Origin of the sequence: Staphylococcus sp. GDY8P119P, assembly GCF_017892075.1 — a bacterium.
GTDB lineage: Bacteria > Bacillota > Bacilli > Staphylococcales > Staphylococcaceae > Staphylococcus > Staphylococcus ureilyticus.
Genome location: NZ_JAESKJ010000006.1, coordinates 838839 through 853146, shown reverse-complemented (window position 1 = coordinate 853146; position 14308 = coordinate 838839). Strand labels below are relative to the sequence as shown.

Annotated in this window: 9 protein-coding genes; 3 read left to right on the top strand and 6 right to left on the bottom strand. The window is 33.1% G+C overall.

The window, feature by feature from the left end:
* Positions 1–163 precede the first annotated feature (163 nt).
* The 3 genes from alsT to parE form a co-directional block, all read right to left on the bottom strand.
* Entirely contained in the window at positions 164–1609 is a 1446-nt protein-coding gene (gene alsT, locus KA830_RS08170; RefSeq protein WP_145381774.1) for a glutamine transporter AlsT, read from the bottom strand.
* Between the two features lie 251 nt (positions 1610–1860).
* Positions 1861–4263: a DNA topoisomerase IV subunit A gene (gene parC, locus KA830_RS08165; protein WP_210134176.1), complete on the bottom strand. Its 2403-nt coding sequence runs from the start codon at positions 4261–4263 to the stop codon at positions 1861–1863.
* The gene (gene parE, locus KA830_RS08160) at positions 4260–6254 is read right to left on the bottom strand and encodes a DNA topoisomerase IV subunit B (RefSeq protein ID WP_164987281.1); all 1995 of its coding nucleotides are present in this window, start codon (positions 6252–6254) and stop codon (positions 4260–4262) included. The genes parC and parE overlap by 4 nt, the downstream gene beginning before the upstream one ends.
* Before the next feature lie 202 nt (positions 6255–6456).
* On the opposite strand from parE, the gene plsY reads away from it, so the two are divergent.
* Positions 6457–7065: a glycerol-3-phosphate 1-O-acyltransferase PlsY gene (plsY, locus tag KA830_RS08155; RefSeq protein WP_046208729.1), complete on the top strand. Its 609-nt coding sequence runs from the start codon at positions 6457–6459 to the stop codon at positions 7063–7065.
* A gap of 460 nt (positions 7066–7525) precedes the next feature.
* Positions 7526–7822, top strand: a complete 297-nt coding sequence (locus KA830_RS08150) for a HesB/YadR/YfhF family protein (protein ID WP_046208554.1) — start codon at positions 7526–7528, stop codon at positions 7820–7822.
* A gap of 207 nt (positions 7823–8029) precedes the next feature.
* On the opposite strand, the gene menI is transcribed toward KA830_RS08150, so the two are convergent.
* The 3 genes from menI to KA830_RS08135 form a co-directional block, all read right to left on the bottom strand.
* On the bottom strand, positions 8030–8491 hold the full coding sequence (gene menI, locus KA830_RS08145) for a 1,4-dihydroxy-2-naphthoyl-CoA hydrolase MenI (protein WP_046208555.1): 462 nt from the start codon (positions 8489–8491) through the stop codon (positions 8030–8032).
* A 221-nt stretch (positions 8492–8712) separates the two neighbouring features.
* Positions 8713–11415, bottom strand: a complete 2703-nt coding sequence (gene acnA / locus KA830_RS08140) for an aconitate hydratase AcnA (protein WP_046208556.1) — start codon at positions 11413–11415, stop codon at positions 8713–8715.
* Between the two features lie 260 nt (positions 11416–11675).
* Positions 11676–13319 (bottom strand): BCCT family transporter, encoded by a 1644-nt coding sequence (locus tag KA830_RS08135; RefSeq protein ID WP_371090931.1) that lies wholly within the window; start codon positions 13317–13319, stop codon positions 11676–11678.
* Positions 13320–13535: 216 nt separating this feature from the next.
* Between KA830_RS08135 and mscL the strand changes: the two genes are divergently transcribed.
* Positions 13536–13886, top strand: coding sequence for a large conductance mechanosensitive channel protein MscL (gene mscL / locus KA830_RS08130; protein WP_046208558.1), 351 nt, complete (start codon positions 13536–13538; stop codon positions 13884–13886).
* The last annotated feature ends 422 nt before the right edge of the window (positions 13887–14308 follow it).

Sequence of the window (14308 nt, the reverse complement as noted above, 5' to 3'; positions counted from 1 at the left end):
TATATTATACTAAAATATAAAAATGTATATTAAAAAGCAGTAATATAAAATCAAATGTTTATCATCCATTTTATATTACTGCTTATATATGAATTATTATTAAAGAAACTATGATAATGATGTTGAAGAAAATTCAAATCTTTGCATTAATGTTTAAATACAATTACTTCTTCTTCATTCCCCAACTCTCAATACCAAACAAGTTAATTTCTAACTCTTCAGGTTTAAATACAGGTTTTTTGCCAGCTTTACGTTGACGTTGGTAATCATTCATAACTGCAAAAGCAATGTTAGATAAACCAATAATAGCAACTAAGTTGACGATGGCCATTAGACCCATAAACACATCTGCTGTACTCCATACCGTTTCAGTTTTCACAACAGCACCGACGAAGACAAGTACAACAACTAAACATCTGAAAATAAATAATACTGTTTTATTTTCCCATAAAAATTCCATGTTCGATTGACCATAGTAGTAATTACCAATAACCGAAGAAAATGCAAATAAAGTGATAGCAATCGTTAAGAAAATACCACCTGCGCTACCTAAGTGTTCATTTAAGGCAGATTGTGTAACTGCAACGCCTTGTGCTGCATTCTCTCCAAATTCTAATCCTGTATATAATAAAATCATGATCGCCGTTGCCGTACATACTAGCATCGTATCAAAAAATACGCCCAATGATTGGATTAAACCTTGTTTAACTGGATGTGGCGCTGCAGCAGTAGCAGCAGCATTTGGCGCAGAACCCATACCAGCTTCGTTTGAGAACAAGCCACGTTTTATACCTTGCAGAACGGCTGCTCCAATCGCACCTCCTGTTGCTTGTTCAAATCCAAATGCATTTTTAATTATAGTTGCAATCATCGGTATGATTTGATTATAGTTAAATATTAATATTACAGCAACTAATCCTATATATATAATTGCCATCACAGGCACAATAATCGAAGATAATGTTGCAATACTTCTTACCCCACCAAATATAATAATAGCAGTAATAATAGCTAAGATTACGCCCGTTATAATAGGACTTACATTATATTGCGTTTTTAATGATTCAGCTATCGTGTTTGATTGTACTGTATTAAAAACAAATGCAAATGTCACTGTGATTAGCACCGCAAACACAATGCCTAACCATTTTTGATTGAGTCCCTTAGTTATGTAATAAGCTGGTCCTCCACGATAGCCACCTTCTTCATCGGGTACCTTGTACACTTGTGCAAGCGTTGCTTCAATAAATGCACTGGCTGCTCCGATAAAAGCAATAATCCACATCCAGAATACTGCACCAGGACCGCCTAATACAATTGCTGTCGCAACACCGGCTATATTACCTGTACCAACACGAGAACCTGCACTAATCGCGAATGCTTGGAATGGTGAAATACCTTTTTTACCATTTTCTAATGTTTCAGGTTTTTCTCCAATTGCTCGAAACATTTCCGGTATCCATCTTAATTGTACGAACTTAGATCCAATAGTAAAAAATATACCTGCTGTGATTAATAGTCCAATTAAGTATTGTGACCAGATTAAATCATTCCCGACTTGAACAAATGCTTTGAACCAATCCGGAATCAAACTATCAAAATTGCTCAATTTAATCCCTCTCATCTATACAATTTAATTTTCATAGTAAAATCAAGAGATTTATAGTCGCATTCATGTTTATAAACAAAATTCAATGCTTATGTAGACATGAAAATGAATGAATCAGTTCAGTATAAAACATTACGCCTTGCACTAAACTTTTTCACATTACTATAAATCTCTTGCTTCATTTTTGTTACACCTTATAGGTATTTTATCATTATATTGTTGTATTTACTAACAAAATTTTAAAATTAAAGTTATTTAACAATCATACTAACAACGTCGCCAAACTCTTTAACATCTACTACAAAGCTGCCATTAGTATATTGTTCTGATAAATGAATATCTTTAATATTGCCACTTTCTTCATGTTGTTTTGAATATATTGTATAAATCGTATGATCTGGCTGCACAACGTTAGCTGCTACGATGCGATGCGGTGATTTTTTAAGCTCTTTTAATAAAGTAATACCACGTTGTGCACGTTTGGCATTTTGTAAAATATTGAATCCTATGCGTTTTAATGAACCTCGTTGTGTTGCCATCAAGATCGTATTTTTTTCATTAACGATTTGGGTTAAGACAACAAAGTCTTCACTTTTAAGATTAATCGATTTAACACCAGCGGCTCTAAGTCCTGTATCTGATAACTCTTCACTACTGTAAGTTAATGACATACCTTTGTGTGTTAGCACGGTAATCGCTTGAGGTTCATCTAATCTCATTACATTTATCACTTCATCATTATCTTTTAGTTTCATAGAAACAAGTGGTTTGTTATATCTTGATGTTTTAAACATAGAGACATTGCTTTTCTTAATCATGCCATTGCGCGTAGCTAAAATATAAAATGCGTCTGGTCTAAAATCATTTTCACAGTAAACATCGATAACATGCTCGCCTTCATCAATGGGTACAATCTGTGATACATGCTGTCCTAAATCTTTCCACTTAATCTCTGAAAGTTTATGAACTGGAATATAAAGATGTCTGCCTTTATTCGTAAATACTAATGCTGTGTCTAATGTATTGACTTCTTGGTATTTGAGCATTGCATCGCCATCTTTCACACCTAGCTCTTCTACACCACTTGCATTAAAGCTACGTAACGATGTTCGTTTAATGTAACCATGTTTCGTAATACTCATAATCACATTTTCACTTGGCACCATAACTTCTTTATCAATCTTAATTTCACTGATTTCAGCTTCTATAGAAGATAAACGTTGTTGTTTATATTTATTTTTAATTTCGCTCAATTCTTCCTTGATAACATTTAACAAAGCATCATGATTATCTAATATATTTTTTAAATGTGCAATTTTAGCTTTTAATTCATCATGTTCTTCTTGTAGTTGTACAATATCTGTATTTGTCAGACGATATAACTGCAACGTAACTATCGCCTCAGCTTGTGCTTCTGTAAAATCAAACTCAGAAACTAAATTATCTTTAGCATCTTTTTTATTTTTTGAATTTCTAATGAGCTTAATAACTTCATCTAAAATTGACAAAGCCTTCATGAGACCTTCTACTATATGCATTCTACTCTCTGCATTATCCAATTCAAAACGTGTACGCTTTGTAACTACATCAATTTGATGATTGAGATAACTGTCTATAAATTGACGAATACCCATAAGAAGCGGTCGACCATCACTTATTGCTACCATATTAAAATTATATGCCACTTGTAAGTCTGTATTTTTATATAAATAATTAGCAACCGCTTCGCTATTAACATCTTTCTTTAATTCGATGGCAATACGTAACCCTGTACGGTCAGTTTCATCACGTACTTCTACAATACCATCTACTTTTTTATCTGCTCGCAGTTCATCCATCTTTTTAACAAGTGCACTCTTATTAACTTCATAAGGTAATTCAGTAACGATGAGTTCTTTTCTACCATTTCTTAATTCTTCAATATCAACTTTAGAGCGCACAACAATTTTACCTTTTCCGGTTTCATACGCTTTCTTAATACCGTCTATTCCTTGAATAATACCACCAGTAGGAAAATCGGGACCTTTGATATACTTCATCAACTGGCTTACTGTGATATTTGGGTTATCTATATACTTCAATGTTGCTTGAATAACTTCAGCGAGATTATGCGGTGGTATATCCGTAGCATAACCTGAAGATATGCCTGTACTTCCATTAATTAACAAATGTGGCAGTCTAGCTGGTAAAACCATAGGTTCCATTGTCGTATCATCGTAGTTAGGCATAAATGGCACTGTTTCTTTATTAATATCTCTTAATAGCTCTTCTGAAATTCTGCTTAATTTCGCTTCTGTATAACGCATAGCTGCTGCTGGATCGTTATCGATACTACCATTATTACCTTGCATTTCTATCAAAACATGTCGCAATTTCCAGTCCTGACTTAATCGAACCATCGCATCATATACAGATGAATCACCATGCGGATGATATTGTCCGATGACATCACCGACTGTTTTTGCACTTTTACGGAAATTTTTATCAAATGTATTACCACTAGCATACATAGCGTATAAAATACGTCTTTGAACAGGTTTAAGCCCATCACGAACATCTGGTAATGCACGCTCTTGAATGATGTATTTACTATATCTACCAAATCGGTCGCCAATAACATCTTCCAGCGACAAATCTTGAATTATTTCACTCAATTCATTTCCTCCTCATCAGAATAATCCTGTTCTAGTATTTGAATTTCATTATTATCCAGAATACTTTGATCTTCTTGAAGACCAAATTCAACGTGGTTTTCAATCCACTCACGTCTAGGAGCTACTTTGTCTCCCATTAAAGTTGTTACGCGTTTCGATGAACGTAACTCATCATCAACTTGTACTCGAATCAACGTTCTTGTATCTGGGTTCATCGTTGTTTCCCATAATTGATCAGCGTTCATTTCACCTAAACCTTTATAGCGCTGTAAACTAAATCCTTTACCTAATTTTTTTTGTAATTTTTCTAATTCTTCATCTGTCCATGCATATTCTATTTTCTTAGAAGCACCTTTACCTTTTTCCAGTTTGTATAATGGCGGTAAGGCTATAAATACTCTTCCTGCTTCTACTAAAGGTTTCATATATTTAAAGAAAAATGTTAGTAAAAGCACTTGAATGTGCGCACCATCAGTATCAGCATCTGTCATTATAATGACGCGGTTATAATTGCTATCTTCTAATTTAAATTCATTACCTACACCTGCACCTATTGTGTGGATAATCGTGTTAATCTCTTCATTTTTAAAAATATCTTCTAAACGTGCTTTTTCAGTGTTTATAACTTTACCTCTTAATGGTAAAATCGCTTGATATTTGCGGTCACGTCCCAATTTTGCAGAACCGCCAGCTGAATCACCCTCAACTAAATACAGTTCTTTTTTCTCTGTATTCTTACTTTGTGCAGGTGTTAATTTTCCTGATAACAACGTATCTTTTCGTTTATTTTTCTTACCAGATCGTGCATCTTCTCTTGCTTTACGTGCTGCCTCTCTTGCTTGCTGGGCTTTTAATGCTTTTTTAACGAGTGCTTTTGACAATTGTCCTTTTTCTTCTAAATAATAAGGTAATTTTTCAGATACAACAGAATCTACTGCACTTCTCGCTTCAGGCGTGCCTAACTTAGACTTAGTTTGTCCTTCAAATTGTAATAATTCTTCTGGAATACGAATAGAAATAATCGCTGTCAAACCTTCACGTATATCATTACCATCTAGATTCTTATCTTTTTCTTTCAATTCATTAATACGTCTAGCATAGTCATTAAATACTCTCGTCATGGCTGTTTTAAAGCCAACTTCATGCGTACCGCCATCTTTAGTACGTACATTATTGACAAAACTTAAGATACTCTCCGAATATTGATCATTATATTGAAATGCGACCTCTACTTCTATTCCATTAGCAGTTCCAACAAAATTTGCTACATCATGTAACACTTCTTTACCTTCATTTACATAACTTACAAATTCTTTAATGCCATCTTCATAATGGAATACATCTTCTCTTTCTTTACCAGATCTTAAATCCTTAAGCGTAATTCTAAGATTTTTAAGCAAAAATGCTGATTCTTGTAAACGTTCGCTTAGCACGTCATAGTTAAAAGAGGTTGCTGATTTGAAAATTTCAGCATCTGGTTTAAAGGTAACTTTAGTACCTGTTTTTTTAGTTTTCCCTAGTTTTTCTAGGCCTGTAGCTGGTATACCACCTTGACTGAATCGTTGTTTATAAATAGCGCCATCTCTGTAAATTTCTACTTCTAACCATTCACTTAATGCGTTTACGACTGATGCACCTACACCATGTAAACCTCCTGAAGTTTTATATCCACCTTGTCCAAATTTACCGCCTGCATGAAGTACTGTAAATATTACTTGAACAGTTGGTTTGCCCGATGTATGAATACCAGTCGGCATCCCACGTCCATCATCTTCTATAGTAATACTTTCATCTTTATTTATTGTAACTGCTATTTCATTACCAAAGCCGTTTAATACTTCATCGACGGAATTATCGACAACTTCATACACTAAATGATGTAATCCTCTTTTATCGGTAGAACCAATATACATACCAGGTCTTTTTCTAACGGCTTCTAGCCCTTCCAAAACCTGAATGGAATCATCCGAATAATTATTTTGTTTGTTCATTGCCAATCGTTTCGCCCTCCTACAAACGTACGTTCGTTTTTAAAACTATACATTAGTTATTCTTATATAAATCTTGATAAATTGCAAGTATCAAATTATATTTGAACCGTGTTTTACTACAGTTATAAATTTTTGTTCGTCTAACCGTGGTCATATGTGGTAAAATAATTTTAATGTCATTAAAGGATGTGGATTATGTATGGTGATGATAATAATCATGTTAATTTTAAGTTATCTCATTGGTGCTTTCCCAAGTGGCTATGTAATAGGTAAATTATTTTTCAAAAAAGATATTAGACAATTTGGTAGTGGGAATACAGGAGCAACAAATAGTTTTAGAGTGTTAGGTAAACCTGCAGGATTCCTAGTTACATTTTTAGATATATTTAAAGGATTTATTGTTGTATTCTTACCACTTTGGTTACCAGTACATGCAGATGGTGCTATTAGTACATTTTTCACAAATGGACTCATCGTAGGTGCATTTGCAATTCTAGGTCATGTGTATCCAATTTACCTTGGATTTAAAGGTGGAAAAGCAGTTGCCACAAGTGCAGGTGTGATACTTGGAATCAATCCTCTACTATTACTCATTTTAGCAGCGATTTTCTTTGGCATACTTTATTTAACAAAGTATGTATCACTTTCGAGTATCATAGCATCAATCTGTTGTGTTATCGGTGCGCTGTTAATTCGTGATTATATCTTATTAGTCGTGAGTTTCGGTGTAGGCGTCTTATTAATATTTAGACATCGAACAAATATCGTGAGGATTTTTAAAGGCGAAGAGCCAAAAATTAAATGGATGTAACTATTACAAAAGTCATTAGCAGTCAATAAAAAAATAGCAAACATTGCTCAGTCTGAGATATTCTTATGTCTCAACTATTGAAAAGTAGAAACGAATATTTGGCTAATAGAAAACGACAACACAAAAACTTGTTTATTAGCTAGTTTCCCAACATAGTGAAACAGAAATCTTTAACACAGACTTCTGTTTCACTATTTTTTTATTCATTAAAACAACAATATACACTTCAGAATATTATATTACTCTTAATTATGTCACACTAATTCACAACATTTTTAAAAATTCTTTGCCCTCACCCTAAAACATATTGAACAATTTGAATTTAAAGAAAATTATACTTAATTATGTTATACTACTTTTATTGTTACTCAAATTTGGGTAATAGATATAGTACTAATTTAAAAATTAGTAACCAATGGTCACAAGTTTTAAACTTGTGAAATGAGAGGGGACTTTTATTATGGATATAAAACTTTCAGATAACGCTGTATCTTGGTTTAAAGATGAACTTGATTTACCTGAAGATAACAAAGTCTTACAATTTTTCGTTCGCTATGGTGGAGAATTCCAATTAAAACAAGGATTTAGCCCTGCATTCAGTGTTGATCAAAAAGATGATGTAGAAATTGGTTACGAAAATCATTTTGACGGCTTAGATGTAGTAATTGCAGAAAAAGACTTATGGTATTTTGAAGACCATGATTTATTCATAGACGTCAATGATAGTGTCGATGAAATTTCATATTCTGCTAAATAATATTAGAACTCAATTCACATAACATAATTGATCATTCATATATAAATATATACTTAAAAAGAGCCTGGTTCCATTCCAGGCTCTTTTTATTTATCATTTTGATAATCTTGTGTACATTTCAAAAACACATTGCAAATCAATCATTGTATATAAATACATACGCATACACTTAATTATGCATTTATACATTTAACTACAACTATTATATTAAAGTATGCCATTTTTCACTTCAAATGTTTCTCCTGCTTGATTTCTTTTATCTACATCGGCATACATTGCATGCCATTCAGGAAAATATCTATCCAATCTAATAGGCTTAAAGTTATCCTTTCTAATACAAGTCAAAACAGTTGAACCAGTAGTCGCTAAATCACCTACTTCGTTATATACTTCATAACGATAAATTGATCTTAAACGCGTATATTTTTCAACCCATGTCTTAATTTTCACAGTTTCAGGATACTGTATTGTTTTTATATACTTAATATCTAAATCTGTAACCGGTGAAATAATACCAGATTCTTCCATAGCTTTATAGCTAAAACCTAATTTTGATATATAATCTGTACGTGCAACCTCAAACCATGTTGGATAATTACCGTGATAAATCACACCCATTTGATCTGTTTCTGCATAACGTGAAGGAATTTCTGTAATACTATAAATCATTATAAACGTCCTCTTTTCAATTGTTCGTAGTACTTATATATAAATATTAACATAAAAAAGAATGCAAGGCAGAAATCACATTTTAAAATTCGTTGATTATAGACTCACCGAGCTAAAGATAAAACGCTAACGTTTAAAAAATCTATTCAACGTTCGCAAATTAAAATAAAGGCTGAGACACAAAATATTGTCTCAGCCTTAACTATATTCATAATGAACAGTTAATTTGCTAGTTTATTTCTTAATACTAATTGTAAAATACCGCCATTACGATAGTAATCAATTTCTACATGTGAGTCGAAACGTGCAACTGCTTCGAAGTCAATAACTTCTCCATTCTCTTTTTCAGCAGTTACTTTTACTAAATCATGTGGTTTTACACTTTCATCGATATCTACTGAAATCGTTTCTGTACCATCTAAGCCTAAACTATCAGCAGATTCGCCATCTTTAAACTGTAAAGGTAACACACCCATCATAACTAAGTTAGAACGGTGAATACGTTCATAACTCTGAGCGATTACAGTTTTAACACCTAGTAAATTTGTACCTTTAGCTGCCCAGTCACGAGAAGAGCCCATTCCGTAATCATTACCAGCTAATACTACTAAACCAGTGCCATCTTCTTTATATTTCATCGCTGCATCATATATAGGCATTTGTTCACCAGTAGGCCAATAAGTTGTGAAACCACCTTCTGTACCTGGCGCTAATTGGTTTTTAATACGAATATTAGCAAAAGTACCACGAACCATTACCTCATGGTTACCACGACGAGAACCATAAGAGTTAAATTGACGAATAGGTACGTCATGATCTAATAAATATTTACCTGCTGGTGTATCTTTACCGATAGCACCTGCTGGAGAAATATGGTCAGTCGTAACTGAATCTCCAAATTTACCCATAATACGTAAATTATTTAATGATTTAATATCATCAGGTTCTTTAGATAAGTTTTGGAAGAATGATGGATTTTGAATATAAGTTGACTCTGGATCGAAATCATATAACGGTTGGTCTGTTACATCGATTTCATTCCACATTTCATTATTATTATAAACAGTTTCATATTCTTCTTTAAACAATTCAGGAGTAACAACACTGTCTACAGTATCTGCGACTTCTTTAATTGTTGGCCAAATATCTTTCAAGTAGATATCTTCTCCATTTTTACCTTTACCTAAAGGTTCATTTTGTAAATCAATATCGACTGTACCTGCAAGTGCGTATGCAACTACTAATTGAGGTGATGCTAAATAGTTCGCTTTTACTAATGGATGAATACGTCCTTCAAAGTTACGGTTACCTGATAAAACAGAAGTCACAAGTAAATCTTCTTCAGCAATCGCTTTTTCGATTTCTTCTAATAATGGGCCTGAGTTACCGATACATGTCGTACAACCATAACCTACTAAATTAAATCCTAAGTCATCTAAATATTCTTGCAGACCAGAATCTCTTAAATAACCAGTAACAACTTTAGAACCTGGCGCTAACGATGTTTTAACATATTCAGGTACTTTCAAGCCTTTTTCTACTGCATTCTTAGCTACCAAACCGGCACCTAACATAACATATGGATTTGACGTATTTGTACAAGATGTAATTGCTGCAATAGCAAGGTCACCTGTAGTCATTTGTGTTTTAGATCCATCTTTAAATTCAATTGTTGCTGTTTTATCAAATTCACTCTCATCAAAACCATGACCTTGGTTACCAGCTGGTGCAGTAACAGATTTTTCAAATTCTTCTTTCATATCACTTAAGAAGATTAAATCTTGTGGACGTTTCGGACCTGAAAGTGAAGCTTCAACTGTAGCTAAGTCTAATTCAACAACGTCTGTATAATCTGGTTCATCTTTATCAGCAGTAAAGAACATATTGTTTTCTTCTAAATATGTTTTAACTAATTCAATTTGTTCGTCTGAACGACCAGTTAAACGTAAATATTTTAAAGATTCTTCATCTACAGGGAAGAAGCCACAAGTTGCACCATATTCAGGCGCCATATTTGCAATTGTAGCTCTATCTGCTAATGGTAGATGTTCTACACCTGGACCAAAGAACTCAACAAATTTACCAACAACGCCTTTTTTACGTAATTCTTGTGTTACACGTAATGCTAAATCCGTTGCAGTAGCACCTTGAGGTAACGCATTGGATAATCTAACACCAATCACTTCAGGAATTGGGAAGTATGAAGGTTGACCAAGCATACCAGCTTCGGCTTCAATACCACCTACACCCCAACCTAATACACCTAGACCATTAATCATAGTTGTATGTGAGTCAGTACCTACTAAAGTATCTGGAAAAGCAACTGTTTCTCCGTCTACTTCACGTGCGTGAACAACGTTTGCTAAGTACTCTAAGTTAACTTGGTGTACAATACCAGTTGCTGGTGGAACTGCACTATAGTTATCAAATGCTTTAGTAGCCCAATTTAAGAATTGATAACGTTCATAGTTTCTTTCAAATTCTAATTTCATATTTCTTTCTAGTGCGTCTGGATTCGCATAGCTATCTACTTGAACTGAGTGATCGATAACTAAATCTACTGGCACTTCAGGGTTGATTTTGTTTAAGTCTCCCCCAACATCATTCATAGCTTTACGTAATGACGCTAGGTCAACAACTGCAGGTACACCAGTGAAATCTTGTAAAATAACACGAGATGGTTTGAAAGGTACTTCACCTTCTGTACCTTTATTGAATTCTGACAATGCTTTGATGTGCTCTTCAGAAATAACAAATCCATCTTCTTGTCTCAATTCAGATTCTAGTAAAACTCTAATCGAATATGGTAATTTGGATATCTTTGTTAAACCTTGTTCTTCTAAAGTTTTTAAATCATAGTATGTGTATGATTTCCCATTTAGCTCGAATGACTTTTTCGCTTGCTCTTTTAAATTAGAAGCCATATAAATCCCCCTTGAAAATTTTAGTAATTATATGCCGTTAATTAAATTGTATAATTATATGTAACTTAAAACAACTACCTACCATTATAAACCTCTATAATTTAGATTTGAATTTACAATCAGTATGTATAAGCAAAACTTATCGCGAGTGTATCGTGTAATAAGTTATTATTATTAATTGAGAATCATTATCATTAATTTAGAGCAATTAGTATCTAAACAAAAAACTGAGAGCCTATGTTGGCCCTCAGTTTTTAAGACTATTTTTCAGATTTTTCAGCGTCTCTTAACGGCGCTCTTCTATTAATTATATCATCTTCAAAATCTTCTTGTTGATATTGTACATAATCTTGTAATCTGTGTTTGTTAGGCGTTAAAGTTAAGCCTAAGAATTTACGTTCCTTATTTGCATCCTTGTAGAAAGAAATCATCATCATTATAACTACAAAGGAGAATGGTAACGCACTAATTATCGCAGCACTTTGAATTGCATTCAACGCATCTGCACCATTTCCTCCACCTGCAAATAGTAATACGAAAGCAATTAATGACTGAGCAATACCCCAAGTCACTTTAACAACATTTGAAGGTTCTAATGAACCAAATGTCGTTTGCATACCTAATACAAATGTTGCAGAGTCGGCAGATGTAATAAAGAATGATGCAATGAGTACTAGTGCTATCAACGACAATATAATTCCAAATGGTATTTCATTAAACACACCAAATAGTTGTGTTTCAGCAGTCATATTAAATAGTTCTGGATTTTTCTTACCAGTTTCAATACCTAATACACCAAATACGCTGAACCATACAAAACTTACTAAAGCAGGTACTAAAAGTACACCAGCAATAAATTCACGTACTGAACGACCTTTAGAAACACGTGCTATAAAGATACCTACGAATGGACTCCAACTTAACCACCAGCCCCAATAGTAAAGTGTCCAGCTAGACATCCATTCACGTTTTTGTGGGTTTTGAGCTGCTGTATCAAAAGTATTAAATAGGAATGAATTTAATAAACTACCTGTTGAACTTGTCATCATATTTAATATCAACACAGTTGGTCCAATAATTAAAACTGCAATCATTAAGACCGCACCCAAGCTAATATTTAAATTACTTAAGTATTGGATACCTCTACTTAAACCTGACCATGCACTCATAATAAATAGAATCGTAACGATCACAATAATGATTGCTTGTACCCAAATAGTATTTGGTACACCAAATAGGTAATTCAAACCACCATTGATTTGTAGTGCACCCATACCTAACGAAACAGCAACACCGACAACTGTTGCAAATACTGCTAACACGTCAATAATCGTTCCAATTGGACCTTCTACTTTATTGCCTAAGATAGGGCGTAACGTTCTTGAGATAAGTCCTGGTTCTCCTTTTCTAAACTGAGCGTAAGCAAGTGCTAATGCAACCACACCATAAATAGACCACGCATGGAATCCCCAATGGAAAAACGTAGAACGTAATGCTTCAGTATATGCTGCAGTAGTTTTAGGTTCCGCATTTGGCGGTGCAGCAAAATCTGCCATAGGTTCAGCAGCACCGTAGAACACAAGTCCTATCCCCATACCAGCACTGAATAGCATCGCAAACCAAGATATCGTATTAAACTCTGGTTTATCATTTGGTTTACCGAGCTTTAATTTTCCAATAGGACTAAAAATTAGGAAAATACAGAAGAAAACAATAAACGTTGTAAGAATTAAGTAATACCAACCCAATTTATCTGTAATCCATAGCTTAATTGTGTTAGTAACATTGTCAAATTGTTCTGGAACAATTGCCCCGATTAAAACAACGATACCAACAATAATCGCACTATAAATAAATACTGGGGATATCTTCTTACCGTTTGGTTGATTTTCAGAAGAATTCACAATTAATTACTCCCTTTCATATTCATATTAAATTTTTAAATCTAAATAGAAATTTGCAAAAATAAATTTATTTCTATTTTTTAGTTTAACCATTCATAAGAATAACAAACATCTATGTTAATATCAAATTCACTTTTAAAAAGTATTTTCATAATTTAATAAATATTGTATAATAACATTTATATTAAATATATTTAATTAAGAGAGGTTAATAATATGCTACAAGAATTTAAAGATTTTGCATTGAAAGGGAATGTCTTAGATTTAGCAGTAGCTGTAGTTATGGGTGCAGCTTTCAACAAAATTGTAACAGCTTTGGTATCATATATTATCATGCCATTAATCGGTTTAATCTTCGGTACCGTTGATTTTGCCAAAAGTTGGTCCTTCATGGGTATCAAATATGGTATGTTTGTACAATCGATTATTGACTTTATTATTATTGCATTCGCACTATTTATATTTGTTAAAATTGCAAATACATTGATTAAACAAGAAGAAGAAGAAATTGAAGAAAACACAGTACTATTAACAGAAATTCGTGATTTATTACGTGACAAACAATAAACGTTAACACGAAATATTATTTAGTACGCTCGTATTTTTGTAAGAAATTAGGATAAAATTCCTTAAACTATAATCCCGTAAATGAATTTTCGACATTCATTTACGGGATTATTTTGTTATTTGGACATTCTACCTTTAATTCATAAGACGAGCTAACTTGTTGCTATTTCCTTTTTATAATAAGACTCTTTGTTACAAATACTTCACCCCTAGTTTTAAATTTAGCGCTATTTGTCTAAGCTATTCTCAATAAAAAACAAGGCCTTTGCATATTATTAATAGATGATTAAACTAAACTTATAACCTAAATCAACATATCATCCATGTATAAACTTTCATTAAGTTTATTTTAAAATGAAATTATTTAAATAACCATCTTCAATGCCCTTATATACCCATTTCTTTAAGATTAAAAACAGTGA